This window comes from Providencia sp. UF-224 (assembly GCF_058245955.1).
Genome location: NZ_JBSICC010000003.1, coordinates 48,510 through 63,838, shown reverse-complemented (window position 1 = coordinate 63,838; position 15,329 = coordinate 48,510). Strand labels below are relative to the sequence as shown.

Below are 15,329 nucleotides of genomic sequence, written 5' to 3'. Positions count from 1 at the left end.
GGATGATGGTCATTCCATCAACGCGCTGGCTAGCAATTGATTATTTTACCTACTTTTTTGCATACAGTATTTTCTTGCCGTTTTGGTCGGTTTGGTTACAAGGCGAGGGTATTGATGCAGAAATGATTGGTGTTTTGCTTGGGGTAGGCCTTGCGGCTCGTTTTCTTGGTGCGATGTTTATCACCCCATTAGTTAAAGAACCTTCCAAGCTAATTACCGCGCTACGTCTATTAGCTGCATCGTCCTTAATTTTTTCCATTGGCTTTGCCTTTGGCTCACATTGGGCATGGCTGCTTTTTGTGATGATTGGTTTTAACTTATTTTTTGCTCCAATGGTTCCATTAGGGGATTCCTTGGCAGGAACATGGCAGAAGCAATTTACGTTCGATTACGGCAAAATCCGTGTTTGGGGCTCGATAGCCTTCATTATAGGTTCTTCGTTAATGGGCTACTTGGCCGGTGTCTGGGGCCATAAATCAATTATGGTTGCTTTAATTATCAGTTGCTTAGCCTTATTGCTAGGAGCCATGTTAAGACCTGCAATCATGCCTTCTGGAGCCGCAAAAGCGGACAATGGCAATAAAGTTACATTCAAACAATTGATTGCTGATAAAAATGTAGTCAGATTTTTGATTTGTGTAACTTTATTGCAAGGTGCTCACGCAGCTTACTATGGTTTTGCATCACTGTTCTGGAAAGAAGCAGGCTATTCAGATTTAGTAATTGGTAACTTATGGTCACTGGGCGTTGTCGCAGAAGTGATCGTTTTTATGCTGAGTCACCGTTTATTTAGGCGCTGGAGTGCACGTAACTTACTGTTGTTATCCGCATTCTGTGGAATAATCCGTTGGGGAATGATGGGGGCATTTACCGCATTACCCATGCTTATTATTGTACAAATATTACACAGCGGAACGTTTACGGTTTGTCATCTTGCGGCAATGCGTTTTATCAGTGCACGTAAAGAAAATGAAATTATTCCTTTGCAGGGCGTTTATTCAGCATTGGCTACGGGAGGCGGTTTAGCCGTGTTAACGATTATTGTCGGCTATATTTATGAGCGAGTGCCTGCTCACCACGGCGTAGTCTTTTACTTGATGGCGTTACTTGCTGTACCTGCGTTATTTATTCGCCCTAAAGTCACTGCTCAGTCATAACATTTCTATTGCTGGGCTATAAATGCGATGAAATATCAGTATTTATAGCTTGGCTTGATACGCAATTTGTTGCCCAGTATCATCAATATAAACTACTGTAATATTCTCTCCATTAACCACTTTTTTCCCTGAGGGGATTGTCTGCGTCGAAAATGGTGCGATCATTAAACTTTTAGCAATCGAATCATTGGCGTTATTTGCAGTGTAGATATTGGCAATACTAAGAAAATAAGGTGTTGGGTTATTTACGGTTAATAACCCCTTATCGGTATAAAACTTAGCGCTATCCAGTAATGTATCAGGAAGGGGTAACAGCGATATAGGGCGGTAAAACACTTTGATCCGGGTTTGAATCGCCAGCTGCAGTGTATTCATACCTTGGGTATTTTTAGGTTTTGGCGCAATATCCAAAACATTTAAATAATAAACAGACTCTCTATCCATGGGCAAATTATTGCCGAGAAAACGAATGCGCAGCTGAACGCCGTCATTCGCGGCTATTTTGTTAATAGGGGGGGTGACAATAAAGGGTGCATTGGTTGTTTCGGGTGTTGAATTAATATTCCCTTCATCTATCCAACTTTGGGTCAACGTCGGCTGTTCACTGTAATTAGTCATCTGGATGCTAACCATTTTCTTATCACTAGGAAAGATAACCCGAGTTCCCTGTAATACAAGGCTTGCAGGTGTTTGTAAACTTATTAACAATAAGGCAATTCCCCCTAAGTATTTCATCACTCGCACCTTTTTTAGTTGTAAGACATCACAAGGGTTGCCGTACCAGATACTGCCCCTTGAGTGACAATACTGGGGTTATAAGGATAATAATAAGCCCCTAAATTGACGGAAAAGGACGGTGAAATTGGGTTACCTTTTAGGACAGAAAAAATACTTGTGGCGGTGTTTTGTGTCGTCACACTGTCAGAAAGGAATAAAGGGGTGGCGAGGTTATCCGCTTTGACGAGCCGAAAACCAACACCTTTAGCACCTTGGGAGAGGGTGTTGTTTATCGTGGCTTTATCATTTGACAGTAAGCTACCGCTGGATAGAAACATAGACACATCGCGAGAAGCGGTGCTACCCGCGAGGAAATCTTTGCATGTGAAATTCAGCGTAAAGGGGGTGTAGCCTGCTCGAGTCGCATTTTTGACTGTATTGATACTGACAGGCGGAAGTGAAACGACTAGCCCTTGATTAGTAAAATTACAGGTTGTTAGGATTGGGTCGTAGGTTAACGTGATTGGTTGGTAAAACATATCCTCAGCATGTGTTGGCCAGTTTAGGGTTAAGAGAAACGTGACCAAGTCTGAGACAAGGCGCAGCAGCCAAGGGATAAGGCCTAATTCTGTTACATCCGTTGCCATCATCACTGGGCTGATTAACACACTGTTACCTGCAACTTCTTTGTAATTATTTGCAGGTGGGCTGCTGAGTAATTTAAATTGAATCGTAAAATTTGTGTCTAAATTAGAGGCGGGGTAGGTACCCGGGGGTATATTATTTACACTTGATTGACTAATACCGCTGACCGAGATAGAAACCACTTGTTTCCCACCATTAAAGCCAATCGCGACTGTGGATTGGCGAAATGGGCTATCAATACCCACCGTATTGGACAAAAGTAGCCCCGGTGCTACGCAGGTATATTGCCCCGTGAATCCTGTTCGAGCTGACTTGCTGACCGTGGTTGATGTGCTTGTAAGTTCCGTGGATATGTCAAAGTTGAGTGGTGGCACATTTTTTTCTCCCAAGTTGCTGCAACTGGCAGCAACATCATAGCTTGCGAGTAATAATGCGGGTAAGAGGAGTGCCAATAGCGTCTTTTTCATCATAACGTCCTTTATCGACAAAAGTTACGGTTTCTATCCATCGTATTAACGGGGTCCTTAATCACGCACTCTGATTTTTCCTTAGGGTTGAGCTTGATATACAAGGCTGAAGGCCACTGATCGCTCTTGATATAAATCACCCCAGATTGCCCTACATAACCTATATTTTGTTGTTGTGCATTATTCACTTCAGTCCCAAATGGTAGGGACTCCCCATTAGCCAGTGATGCTCTGAATATGTAAGTTTGACGCGTGTCCGTTTCGAGCTTGATATAATTCACGGCACCTTGATATGGGCTCACATTACCCATATTGCCGAGGACTTCTGCGCCTGATGTTTTGTCAGTATCAGAAAGGGTATAGGTATTTGTTCGATAAGGTGTGGAATTCGCAACCAACACAACACCTTGCTGGTTGGTGAGGGTGGTTTTATCCGAATTGACCATCATGTTATTGGCCAACGGCGCTTCGATAATGGTGTAGGTTTGGCCTGTTTCCCCTGAAAAAACAATATGTTCAGGAATGGCGACCACCGCTCCCCTTGCCCCTAAACCCGCTTGGCGGTAGTTATTGGCTTCGGTATATGAACCTGACAGGGTCGTCGATGGCAGTTGATAACTGGCATTTGCACCCACTAAATTATTTCCGCCACTTTGGTTGGTTGCCGTCACGGTATAATTGACTTGATCATTTTTACCCGCAATGCCGCTAACACTCAACGCCGTTTGTTGGTAATGTGAATCGGTAAAGTAACTGCCGAGATTAATATTGGCGCGTTTTTCAAACAATGAGAATGGCACGCTGACATTCGCATACACCCGTGTTTCTTCTTTATTATCATAATTACGAATACGGGAAACTGACACGCTGTAGGCCACATCATTGTAGTTATTGGCATAACCAGCTTGGTATTCACGGCTGCTGCCATGGGTATTCCAATAATCGCGATGGGTACCAGAAACAAAAATAGAGCCATAGCCATCCGCGAGTTGTTGATTTAAATTCAAGGTAAAGGTATTTTTTGCGCGAGACCCTCGTAGGGCATCAAAATTGCTCAATGAGAGGTCGGAAGGGGCATCATTTCCCTGTTGTTGGGAGAGATCATCTTGATAGGATTTCCACGCACGATAGTTATCTTGGGCGTAGATAGCATCCATAAAGCTATAATAACCGCTCGTTGAGTAACGGTAAGACGCCAACGTTAAATTGGTTGAGGTTGAATTAATGTATTTGCTGTAAGTCAGCCGGTAACTTTGTCCACTCTGAGAGCCAGCGTCTAGTTTTGCATTCGCGTGTGTCACATCGGCAGAAATGGCACCAAAACTAAAGTTCCAACCACTTCCCACAACGCCGGAATAGTATTTCTCACTGAATAACATGCCAGCATAGAGAGTGACGAGGTTATTCAGACCATAGTGTATTTCACCTTGTGTAAAATTAGGCTGGTAGTGCGTGCTTTCAATTTTCGTTTTTCCAGTAAGAAGGTTGTAGGTATAAATGCCTTCTTTAAGCATGTCAGGAACCGCAGAATAAGGGACGGTGAAGGTTTCTTTGCGGCCATCCGCCTCTTGCACCACAACAAATAAATCCCCCCCGCCTGCGCTGGGTTGAAGGTCGTTAAAGGTGAATTCACCCGGTGGGACGTTTTCTTGGTAAACCAAGTTATTATTTTGATACACGCTCACCAATGCGTTGGTCTGAGCAACACCGCGAATGATAGGAACAAAATTTTGGCTCGAATTGGGGTACATGCCCATTTCGGTCGCCAATGCAATACCGCGAATTCGCAGGCTGTTAAACAGTGCTGCAGGGGTGTAAAAATCACCGACTTTAACCCCCGATTTTATTTGGCTAATAGGCCGATAGGCATAACGCGTATTATTTTTCCATTTTGACGTACCATGGGAACTATTGCGATAACTTGATTCGTCCCTAAATTGCCATGCCCCTAAATTAACCCCCGAATTGAGTGTTGCATAAAAATTATCACTGCTGGTTTTGGCGTTTTTCTTTTCTTTGTAGCTGTAATAGTTTGTATTATAAGAAAATATAATTGCGGGTTCGCCGTAATTCCATAAACTCGGGTCAACATAGTTGGCTTCGGATTGTTTTAATGCCACCTGGGGCACAGTCATGTCGAGGCGTAATTCATTGATATTAAATTTGTAATGAACATTTGGCACTAAAGAATTAATAGGAATAACGTTTTGCTGTTGAATTTTTTCAATCACACTTGGTGATAAGTTTAAATTTAATTTTTCCACATCGTCAGAAGAAAGGCTGATGAGCTTACCGTCATTATCAACCTCAATTTCAAATTGGCCTTTCCAGTTATTATTTACATAAAGGTCCGCTAACTGTTTACCCGAAGGAATTTTACTGTCTGTATAAAATCGTGAAATATCGCCCTGTGCGGATTTACCGACCAATAGGGATGTCTCAAATTCATCCGCTATCGCGTTTTTGAGACAACTTTGCAGCCCTAATAGAATTAGGAAATAGAGATAGTTTTCTTTTTTCACGATGATATCTTCTTTTAAAGTTTAATTTTGTGAGATTTGAAAACGCCATAATCATCGACATAAATTAAAACAAGGTCACGGTTTTTTAATGCATGTTTTAATGGAAACTCAAGGGAAGACATTGGGGATATCATCCCCGAATCAATAAGTGAGTTTTTTTTATCGTTTATTGTTGTCAGTGCAGCAACCGTAAAGTGATATTGCGAATTGTTTTTTATTAATAGGGTGTTATTGTTTAATTGGTAATTAATTTTATTAATAACTTCGTCAGGTGATTCGGTTAATCCTATAGGACGATAAAAAACTTTTATTCGAGACCGTGTGGCTAACTGAATCGTATTTTTACCTTTAGCGGTATCGGGTGTTTTAGGGATATCTAATACATTTAAATAAAACACACTTTCAATACGGCTTGGTAGCGCCTTATCTATTTTTTTAATTTTAAGTTGTTGTCCTTGTAAACCTTCAATTTTAACAATAGGGGGGGACAGGTAAAAAGGAGCATCCGAATTTTCGGGAGTCGAGTTTTCATCGCCATTATCAATCCATGACTGAACAAGAGAAACAGTTTGACTATTATTGGTTAATTGCACAGCAATGCTATCTGCATTTTCGGGGTAAATAACGCGAGTTCCTGTGATGATGACATTCGCAAATATCAATTGTGGAAATAATAATAAGATAATTGTCATTAATATATTTTGCATAAACACCCCAAAAAACCAGACCCATTTGAGTCTGGTTTCAATTTTTTTTATAAATAAGACACTGTATAAATGACGTTAGATTGCAATGCACCAACTTGGGCTGCGGTTGTATTCGTTTTATAATAACTTGCAATAAGGTTTAATGTTGCGCCTGCCGCACCGGTTGTATTTGCTGCGGTAAGGGCGGTATCAAATGTTGCATTTAAAGGAATAGCAACGGTTGGCGACGTGGTTTGTGACAAACTAAAACCCACATTACGTGCAACAGCTGGGTCGTTTTCATTCGCTGTGGTATTCACCAGATATAGGCCAGAAGGCGATATATTACTGGATGAAAAGTGCAGTTTTAATGTACCCGAAGGTGTCCCCCCGCCAACTTGAGCACAATTCGAAAACGTTAATGCAAATGTTTTTTGGTTCTTGGTTATCACGGTATTTGCCGTTGTTCCTGCATCAGTTGCAATAATTGGATCTAAGGCAATAGACATATCAGCACTATTACCACCATTAATGGTACAAGTGGTATCACTGATAGCACCGGAGATTGAAATAATACCCCCAGGACTATTTGTCACCGCGAGTGCTGAACCTGATATAACAGATAAAGAAACTAAAGACAGAGGTAGTATATATCTAGACATAGTTAACCCCATTAAGGTCAAGTAGAATAAAGTTATATAACTTTGAATGGCAGCCTGTTAATAATTAGCTGCCTTATTTCATGCTAGATATGGATTTTATATTTTTCAAATATAAAATGATAAAAAATATTTAATGAGATTACCGTCTTTTATATATTTATGATAATAATGGAAATGTGATTTTTATTTAAATTAGAAGATACAATCAATAGGTGTATTTTGAATATTAAGATATTAATGTGAATGTTTCTGATGTTTTTGTTATTGGCGTGATTATTTTTAATGTCTAAAATTTTTTATATTGATAATGATGGTTTTCAGTTTCAACGTGAAATAGTTTTTTTTAAAACAAGTTAAATAGATTGATTCTTTAAAAGTAATTAATTAACGGAGTGAAAGTGCAAGTTTTTATGACAAGCCATATTGATTAGAGTTTATCGTTATAAGTTTGAGCTTGTTATAACTAATGTTTTATTAATTTACAGATACTAATAAAGTGTGTGATTTTATTAGGGGTAAGTTAATGGGTATAAAAAAGCCCACATCTGTGGGCTTCTATCAATATTCTGATTAACGTTTTAACGCTTCAGACAATTCATCTTTCATGACAGACAGTATATCGCGAACGACACGTGGGCTACCTGCAACTAAGTTGCCAGAAGCTAAGTAGTTATGACCACCGATAAAATCGGTCATGATCCCGCCTGCTTCACGCATGATGAGTTCGCCGCCTAAGAAATCCCATGGTTTTAAACCGATTTCAAAGTAAGCATCGACGCGACCCGCAGCCACATAGCATAAATCTAATGCCGCAGAACCTGTGCGACGGAAATCGGCGCATTTATCAAACATCGCTGTCATGATGTTCATAAATACAGGGGCGTGTTGTTTTTGTTTGAATGGGAAGCCCGTTGCAACGATAGCGCCATCAAGGTCACGTTTCTCATCGATACGAACACGGTAGCCGTTAAGTTGTGCGCCCTGTCCACGAACTGCGCTGAATAATTCATTGCGCATTGGATCGTAAACCACAGCAACTTCAGTACGGCCTTTAACGCGTACAGCGATAGAAACTGAAAAGTGAGGGAGACGTTTTGTGAAGTTGGTAGTGCCATCCAGTGGATCGATTACCCATTGAATATCATCATCTTTACCTAATAATTCACCACTTTCTTCAGTGATGATTGTGTGGTCTGGGTAAGATTTACGGATGATTTCAATAATTAACTGCTCAGATTCTTGGTCAACGTTGGTGACGAAATCGTTCGTACCTTTCTGAGTGACTTTAATATTGCTAGGCATTTCATAGTTTTTAGCTATGTGATTACCGGCCTTACGTGCGGCACGTATGGCGATGTTAAGCATCGGATGCATGGGCTTTTTCCACTGGAATGTTAAAGAACAAAAAACTTGAGAGCCGAAGTATATAGATGTTCGTCACAATAAGCAATTTTGTGTTAAGCTATGCCGATAATTTTTTCATTAAACGTATAAATCATGTTAGATAATATTCGTATCGTTCTTGTTGAAACCTCACACACTGGCAATATGGGCTCCACAGCTCGCGCAATGAAAACCATGGGGCTTTCAAATCTGTATCTTGTTAATCCTCTTGTCGAACCTGATTCACATTCAATCGCGCTCTCTGCTGGGGCGAGTGATGTCATTGGTAACGCAACTATCGTAAAAACCTTAGATGAAGCCCTCGAAGGGTGCAAATTGGTGATTGGAACCAGTGCACGTTCACGGACATTGCCATGGCCAATGGTTGAGCCGCGTGAATGTGGCGTAAAATCTGTCGAGCAATCAAAAGAATCGCCAGTCGCAATCGTATTTGGCCGTGAGCGAGTGGGGCTAACTAATGAAGAGCTGCAAAAATGCCAGTATCATTTGTATATCCCAACTAACCCAGAGTACGGTTCATTGAACCTTGCAATGGCGGTACAATTGGTGAGTTATGAGATCCGTATGGCGTATTTAGCCATGGATGAAAAAAATGCCGTGACCTCAAATGATGATGAGGTAGAATATCCACCCTCTGAAGATGTTGAGCGTTTTTATGTGCACCTTGAGAGCGTATTAAACGAATCGGGCTTTATTCGCAAAGCACATCCAGGCTTAATTATGAATAAGTTACGTCGTTTATTTACCCGTGCACACATCGAGACGCAAGAGCTACACATTCTGCGCGGTATCTTAACGTCGATGGAAAAATGGGCGAAAAAGTGAGGCGAAATCCGTGGTGAAAGTCAGTGAATAATACTTGAGTAAAATAGTCAGGTAAATAGTTGACTAAATTACTCAGGAATGTCACAATTCAGCCATATTTTACCACGGAGTAATATGTTATGAGACTCACTTCCAAAGGACGTTACGCAGTAACTGCGATGCTTGATGTCGCGTTACACTCTCAGTCAGGTCCAGTACCTCTAGCTGATATTTCTGAACGTCAGGGAATTTCCCTCTCTTATCTTGAGCAACTTTTCTCTCGTTTACGTAAAAACGAGCTAGTTTCTAGCGTCCGCGGTCCGGGCGGTGGTTATTTGCTTGGTAGAGACGCTGACCAAATTTTTGTTGCTGAAGTAATCGCTGCGGTTGATGAATCTGTTGATGCAACCCGTTGCCAAGGTAATAAAGAAGGTTGCCAAAACGGCGACCGCTGTTTAACGCATGCATTATGGCGTGATTTAAGCGACCGAATCACCAGTTTCCTCAGCAGCATCAGTCTTGATGAGCTTGTGAAAAATCAAGAAGTGATGGTTGTTGCTGATAGACAAGATAATGAACAGCGCAAAACCATGCCAAACGGCATTACGCCTGAATCCATTATCAATGTACGTGCTTAAAATATTATATTAAAAATTGCAGTCGATACCGAGTAGTGAGTGCCTAGACGAAGAGCTAAGTTCCGCCATCGGTATCTTTAAAAAATTAAAGGCAAGTTAATTTGTCCTTTGGAGTATGTGAGCAATGAAATTACCAATCTATCTTGATTATTCAGCAACAACACCGGTTGACCCGCGTGTAGCTGAAAAAATGATGCAATGCTTAACAATGGATGGGAACTTCGGTAACCCAGCGTCCCGTTCTCACCGTTTTGGCTGGCAAGCCGAAGAGGCGGTTGATATTGCACGCAACCAAATCGCTGAATTAGTGGGTGCTGATCCACGTGAAATCGTCTTTACATCAGGCGCAACCGAGTCTGATAACTTAGCCATTAAAGGCGCAGCGAACTTCTATAAGAAGAAAGGCAACCACATTATTACGTGTAAAACGGAACATAAAGCCGTTTTAGACACTTGCCGTCAATTAGAGCGTGAAGGTTTTGAAGTGACCTATTTGTCACCACAAAGCAATGGTTTAATTGCGATGCAAGACCTGATTGACGCTATCCGCGAAGAGACTATCCTGATTTCTATCATGCACGTAAACAACGAAATCGGTGTGGTTCAGGATATCGAGGCTATCGGTGAATTATGCCGTAGCAAAGGGATTATTTTCCATGTTGATGCAACACAAAGTGTCGGTAAATTACCTATCGACTTAAGCGCATTAAAAGTGGATTTAATGTCATTCTCTGCACATAAACTCTATGGCCCTATGGGGATCGGTGCGTTATACGTTCGCCGTAAACCTCGTATTCGCCTTGAAGCACAGCAACACGGTGGTGGTCATGAGCGCGGAATGCGTTCAGGCACATTGCCTGTGCATCAAATCGTGGGCATGGGTGAAGCTTACCGTATCGCTAAAGAAGAAATGGCGGCGGAATCTGAGCGTCTGCGCGGTCTGCGTTTACGTTTATGGAATGGCATTAAAGATATCGAAGAAGTTTACCTCAATGGTGATTTAGAACACGGTGCGCCGCACATTCTGAACGTCAGCTTCAACTATGTTGAAGGTGAATCACTGATGATGTCATTAAAAGATTTGGCTGTATCTTCAGGTTCTGCATGTACTTCTGCAAGCCTAGAACCTTCTTATGTACTGCGCGCTTTAGGGATGAATGATGAGCTAGCACACAGCTCAATCCGTTTCTCTTTAGGTCGTTTCACGACAGAAGAAGAAATTGACTATGCAATCAAAATGATTCATGGCGCAATTGGCCACTTACGCGAGCTGTCTCCTTTATGGGATATGTTTAAAGACGGCGTAGATCTTAACAGCATCGAATGGTCTCACCATTAATCAGACGGTTTCAGGAGTTTAAAAATGGCTTACAGTGAAAAAGTTATCGATCATTATGAAAATCCACGCAACGTTGGCTCGTTCGACAACAGCGACCCAAGTGTTGGTAGTGGTATGGTAGGTGCACCTGCTTGTGGTGACGTCATGAAGCTACAAATCAAAGTTAGCGATGACGGCATTATTGAAGATGCACGCTTTAAAACTTACGGTTGCGGCTCAGCGATTGCGTCAAGTTCACTGGTTACTGAGTGGATGAAAGGCAAAAGCTTAGACGAAGCGGAGTCAATCAAAAATACAGCGATTGCAGAAGAGTTAGAATTGCCGCCAGTGAAAATTCACTGCTCAATCTTGGCTGAAGATGCAATTAAAGCTGCTATTGCAGATTACAAAAGCAAACGCCAAAGCAAATAAGGTTTAAATCAGTTTATAGGGCAATCCATATTAATAAATAACAAAAAGTTATCGCCCTATATCTGGTCAAAATATCGGCCATCCAAGATGTTGAATATCGCTAAGTAAGTGATTACTTATCAACAGGGTGAAAGGTATAAAAATAATTTGAAGGCGGATGCGGCAATTGTGTAGCATCTGCCTTGTTTGTTTCTAAAGTGAGGTTTGCAATGTCTATTTCTCTTACAGAAAGTGCAGCGCTGCGTATTCAATCTTTCCTGCAAAATCGCGGTAAAGGTGAAGGCTTGCGTTTAGGTGTAAGAACTTCAGGTTGTTCAGGAATGGCATATGTTCTTGAGTTCGCTGATATAATCAATGAAGAAGACACAGTTTTCGAAGATAAAGGTGTAAAAGTCATTGTTGATGGCAAAAGCATCGTTTATCTGGATGGTACCGAGCTGGATTTCGTCAAAGAAGGCTTAAACGAAGGGTTTAAATTCAATAACCCTAACGTCAATAGCGAATGCGGATGCGGTGAAAGTTTTCACGTATAATGCCTTCATAAACGCATGATTTTCGACCAATGTAGTGGATGCTGTTAAACAAGGTGTTTGTTGCATTGGTAACCGGTTCGAGACACTAAGCACTTATGGATTACTTTACTCTCTTTGGGTTAACCCAAAATTACGCAATTGATAGCGAACAACTTACACAGCGCTTTCAAGATTTACAGCGTCAATATCACCCTGATCGTTTTGCTGCTTCTTCTGAGCAGGAAAAAATGCAAGCCCTTCAAAAAGCTGCCACGATTAACGCGGCTTACCAGTCTTTACGCCATCCGCTAAAACGGGCGGAATATCTGCTTTCATTGCATGGTTTCGATATTAATAATGAACAACATACTATGCATGATACGGCATTTTTGATGGAGCAACTTGAGCTGCGTGAAGAGCTCGACAATATTGAAAATAGTGCCAATGCGCTTGATTTATTGACAGTATTTATGAAAAACGTCAAAAAAATGCAGCAAGATAGAAGCCTATTAATGGTCAACGAATTGGATGCGATGCAGTGGGATAAAGCCGCTGATACTGTACGCAAACTGCGTTTTCTCGATAAGTTGCAGCAACAAGCTGAGCAGCTCGAAGAACGGTTACTGGACGAATTTTAAGAGAAAACGATTATGGCCTTATTACAAATCAGTGAACCGGGTATGACCGCTGCGCCGCATCAACGTAAATTGGCGGCAGGTATCGACTTAGGAACTACACACTCTTTGATTGCCACGGTACGCAGTGGTGAAGCTGCCGCGCTACCCGATAGCCTAGGGCGTGTTTTGCTGCCATCTATCGTCAATTACCAAACTGATGCAAAGCGCGTTGGTTGGGAGGCAAAGCAGCTCGCAGAACAAGACCCTGTGAATACCATTATTTCCGTAAAAAGAATGATGGGGCGTTCATTGGCAGACATTCAAAAACGCTACCCTGATTTGCCCTATCAACTGATCGCCAGTGAAAACGGATTACCGTTCATCCATACAGCAGCAGGGCAAGTTGATCCTATTCAAGTGTCATCAGATATCTTAAAAACACTGGCACAGCGCGCTGAAAACACCCTTGGTGGTGAAATGGATGGCGTGGTGATCACCGTGCCAGCCTATTTTGATGATGCGCAGCGTCAAGGTACTAAAGATGCCGCACGCCTTGCAGGTTTGCATGTATTGCGTTTGCTCAATGAGCCGACTGCCGCCGCCATTGCCTATGGTTTAGACTCAGGCCAAGAAGGGGTTATCGCCGTTTATGACCTCGGTGGTGGCACATTTGACGTATCAATCTTACGTTTAAGTCGTGGTGTGTTTGAAGTGTTAGCTACGGGGGGCGATACCGCGCTCGGTGGTGATGATTTTGACCAAGTGCTTGCGCAGTGGATTGCCGACCAAGCCGGTGTTTCACTGCAAGGTGACCACCATTTAAATCGCCAATTATTGAATATTGCCACTGACGTAAAAATTGCGCTGAGTGATGCAGATGCCGCAACTATTCAGCTTGCCAATTGGCAGGGTGAAATTCACCGTGAACAATTTGAAGCGCTGATTGAAACGCATATCAAACGTACGTTAATGGCGTGCCGCCGTGCATTAAAAGATGCGGGCGTAGAGGCGGATGACGTGCTAAATGTCGTCATGGTTGGCGGTTCAACTCGTGTACCACTTGTACGTCAAAAAGTGGGGGAGTTTTTTGGCAAAACACCACTAACTTCTATCGACCCTGATAAAGTTGTCGCTATTGGTGCGGCTATCCAAGCCGACATTTTAGTGGGTAATAAGCCTGATAGCGATATGTTGTTGCTGGATGTGATCCCGCTTTCCCTTGGTCTAGAAACCATGGGGGGCTTAGTGGAAAAAGTCATTCCACGTAATACCACTATCCCTGTTGCTCGCGCACAAGAATTCACCACATTCAAAGATGGCCAAACTGCCATGAGTGTTCATGTGGTGCAAGGTGAGCGTGAAATGGTGGCAGATTGCCGCTCTTTAGCGCGTTTTACATTGCGTGATATTCCTGCAATGGCCGCAGGTGGCGCACATATCCGTGTCACATTCCAAGTGGACGCCGATGGTTTGCTCAGCGTGAGCGCTATGGAAAAATCCACAGGAGTAGAAGCCTCAATTCAAGTTAAGCCATCCTATGGTTTAACGGACAATGAAATTTCAAACATGATTAAAGATTCAATGACTAACGCGCAAGATGATTTAACTGCGCGCCGCCTTGCGGAGCAAAAAGTTGAAGCGGCAAGAGTGCTTGAAAGTTTAACGAGCGCATTAGAGCAAGATGCAAATTTACTGACACCAACCGAAGAGTCAGAAATTGATAATGCGGTCAATGAGTTAATTAAAGCGGTTGAGGGCACAGACCCCGTCGCAATTGAAAATGCCATTAAACAACTGGATAAGCAATCGCAGGATTTTGCTGCGCGTCGAATGGATGCTTCTATTCGCCAAGCGTTGTCAGGCCATTCTGTGGATGAGATATAATTATGCCTAAAATAGTTTTTTTACCTCATAGTGATTTATGTCCAGACGGTGCCGTTGTTGAAGCACAAGAGGGCGAGTCGATTTTAAACGTGGCACTGCGTAGCGGTATCGAACTGGAACATGCATGTGAGAAATCTTGTGCTTGTACAACCTGTCATTGCATAGTTCGCGAAGGCTTTGATTCTTTGGAAGAAAGCAGCGAATTAGAAGACGACATGTTGGATAAAGCATGGGGCCTAGAACCCGAAAGCCGTCTGAGCTGCCAAGCATTGGTAACGGATGAGGATTTGGTCGTCGAATTACCGAAATATACGATTAACCACGCCCGCGAACACTGATTTTTGTCATACTTCACGCTCTCGCGGTGTTGGCTACTTTCGACTACCCTAGTCACATACTTTTGTATGCTCCTAGGGATAGTCTCACTTGCCGCCTAGCGAGAACATGAATTATTTAAAAAATCGAAATGGTCGTCATATTTCTCGTATTGAAGTGCGGATGAAAGGTTGATAATCAAATTGGTGAGAGAACATGAGCTTAAAATGGTCAAATAGCCGTGAAATCGGTGAAGCATTGTATGATGCATTTCCAGATACTGATCCCAAAACAGTGCGTTTTACCGATATGCACCAGTGGATTTGCGATTTAGAAGAATTTGATGATGACCCGGAAAAATCAAACGAAAAAATCCTCGAGGCAATCTTATTAGTTTGGCTGGATGAGTTCGAATAATTAGCAATAAACGCTAAAAACCGAGTGGCTATTAGAAATAGTGCTCGGTTTTTTATTTTATATCAGCACTATAATGATATCCCTAGCGCTATTAATCAGTTAAGGTAATGCCATCTGCCGACAGATTATTGG

16 protein-coding genes are annotated in these 15,329 nt (G+C 42.2%); 10 read left to right on the top strand and 6 right to left on the bottom strand.

Going from position 1 to position 15,329, the window contains the following annotated elements:
- Positions 1–5: 5 nt before the first annotated feature.
- Positions 6–1,157 carry a 3-phenylpropionate MFS transporter gene (locus tag AC4IFO_RS04340; RefSeq protein WP_490732152.1) on the top strand — a complete coding sequence of 384 codons (1,152 nt, stop codon included), beginning with the start codon at positions 6–8 and terminating at the stop codon, positions 1,155–1,157.
- Between the two features lie 42 nt (positions 1,158–1,199).
- Here the strand turns inward: AC4IFO_RS04340 and AC4IFO_RS04335 are convergent, their stop codons facing one another.
- The 6 genes from AC4IFO_RS04335 to suhB form a co-directional block, all read right to left on the bottom strand.
- Complete coding sequence (locus AC4IFO_RS04335; protein WP_490732150.1) at positions 1,200–1,892, bottom strand: fimbrial biogenesis chaperone; 693 nt, start codon at positions 1,890–1,892, stop codon at positions 1,200–1,202.
- Positions 1,893–1,906: 14 nt separating this feature from the next.
- Positions 1,907–2,986, bottom strand: a complete 1,080-nt coding sequence (locus tag AC4IFO_RS04330) for a fimbrial protein (RefSeq protein ID WP_490732148.1) — start codon at positions 2,984–2,986, stop codon at positions 1,907–1,909.
- Positions 2,987–2,997: 11 nt separating this feature from the next.
- A complete protein-coding gene (locus AC4IFO_RS04325) occupies positions 2,998–5,508 on the bottom strand; it encodes a fimbria/pilus outer membrane usher protein (protein ID WP_490732146.1) in 2,511 nt (836 codons plus the stop codon).
- A 14-nt stretch (positions 5,509–5,522) separates the two neighbouring features.
- Positions 5,523–6,215 (bottom strand): fimbrial biogenesis chaperone, encoded by a 693-nt coding sequence (locus AC4IFO_RS04320; protein ID WP_490732144.1) that lies wholly within the window; start codon positions 6,213–6,215, stop codon positions 5,523–5,525.
- 47 nt (positions 6,216–6,262) lie between these two features.
- Positions 6,263–6,856 (bottom strand): fimbrial protein, encoded by a 594-nt coding sequence (locus AC4IFO_RS04315; protein WP_490732142.1) that lies wholly within the window; start codon positions 6,854–6,856, stop codon positions 6,263–6,265.
- Positions 6,857–7,426: 570 nt separating this feature from the next.
- Positions 7,427–8,230, bottom strand: coding sequence for an inositol-1-monophosphatase (suhB, locus tag AC4IFO_RS04310; protein ID WP_219247008.1), 804 nt, complete (start codon positions 8,228–8,230; stop codon positions 7,427–7,429).
- Positions 8,231–8,353: 123 nt separating this feature from the next.
- Here suhB and trmJ point away from each other — a divergent pair, with 123 nt between their 5' ends.
- The 9 genes from trmJ to iscX all read left to right on the top strand — a co-directional run bounded on the left by trmJ (position 8,354) and on the right by iscX (position 15,197).
- Positions 8,354–9,085 (top strand): tRNA (cytosine(32)/uridine(32)-2'-O)-methyltransferase TrmJ, encoded by a 732-nt coding sequence (gene trmJ / locus AC4IFO_RS04305; protein ID WP_490732139.1) that lies wholly within the window; start codon positions 8,354–8,356, stop codon positions 9,083–9,085.
- Positions 9,086–9,204: 119 nt separating this feature from the next.
- The gene (gene iscR / locus AC4IFO_RS04300; RefSeq protein ID WP_004264917.1) at positions 9,205–9,702 is read left to right on the top strand and encodes a Fe-S cluster assembly transcriptional regulator IscR; all 498 of its coding nucleotides are present in this window, start codon (positions 9,205–9,207) and stop codon (positions 9,700–9,702) included.
- 124 nt (positions 9,703–9,826) lie between these two features.
- Positions 9,827–11,041 carry an IscS subfamily cysteine desulfurase gene (locus tag AC4IFO_RS04295; RefSeq protein WP_219247012.1) on the top strand — a complete coding sequence of 405 codons (1,215 nt, stop codon included), beginning with the start codon at positions 9,827–9,829 and terminating at the stop codon, positions 11,039–11,041.
- A 24-nt stretch (positions 11,042–11,065) separates the two neighbouring features.
- Positions 11,066–11,452 carry a Fe-S cluster assembly scaffold IscU gene (iscU, locus tag AC4IFO_RS04290; RefSeq protein WP_206082463.1) on the top strand — a complete coding sequence of 129 codons (387 nt, stop codon included), beginning with the start codon at positions 11,066–11,068 and terminating at the stop codon, positions 11,450–11,452.
- A 209-nt stretch (positions 11,453–11,661) separates the two neighbouring features.
- Positions 11,662–11,985 carry an iron-sulfur cluster assembly protein IscA gene (gene iscA / locus AC4IFO_RS04285; protein ID WP_047756461.1) on the top strand — a complete coding sequence of 108 codons (324 nt, stop codon included), beginning with the start codon at positions 11,662–11,664 and terminating at the stop codon, positions 11,983–11,985.
- Positions 11,986–12,080: 95 nt separating this feature from the next.
- Positions 12,081–12,602: a co-chaperone HscB gene (gene hscB / locus AC4IFO_RS04280; protein WP_490732136.1), complete on the top strand. Its 522-nt coding sequence runs from the start codon at positions 12,081–12,083 to the stop codon at positions 12,600–12,602.
- A gap of 12 nt (positions 12,603–12,614) precedes the next feature.
- The gene (hscA, locus tag AC4IFO_RS04275; RefSeq protein ID WP_490732134.1) at positions 12,615–14,465 is read left to right on the top strand and encodes a Fe-S protein assembly chaperone HscA; all 1,851 of its coding nucleotides are present in this window, start codon (positions 12,615–12,617) and stop codon (positions 14,463–14,465) included.
- A gap of 2 nt (positions 14,466–14,467) precedes the next feature.
- Positions 14,468–14,803 carry an ISC system 2Fe-2S type ferredoxin gene (gene fdx, locus AC4IFO_RS04270; protein ID WP_225819015.1) on the top strand — a complete coding sequence of 112 codons (336 nt, stop codon included), beginning with the start codon at positions 14,468–14,470 and terminating at the stop codon, positions 14,801–14,803.
- A gap of 193 nt (positions 14,804–14,996) precedes the next feature.
- The gene (iscX, locus tag AC4IFO_RS04265; RefSeq protein WP_490732132.1) at positions 14,997–15,197 is read left to right on the top strand and encodes a Fe-S cluster assembly protein IscX; all 201 of its coding nucleotides are present in this window, start codon (positions 14,997–14,999) and stop codon (positions 15,195–15,197) included.
- Positions 15,198–15,329 lie beyond the last annotated feature (132 nt).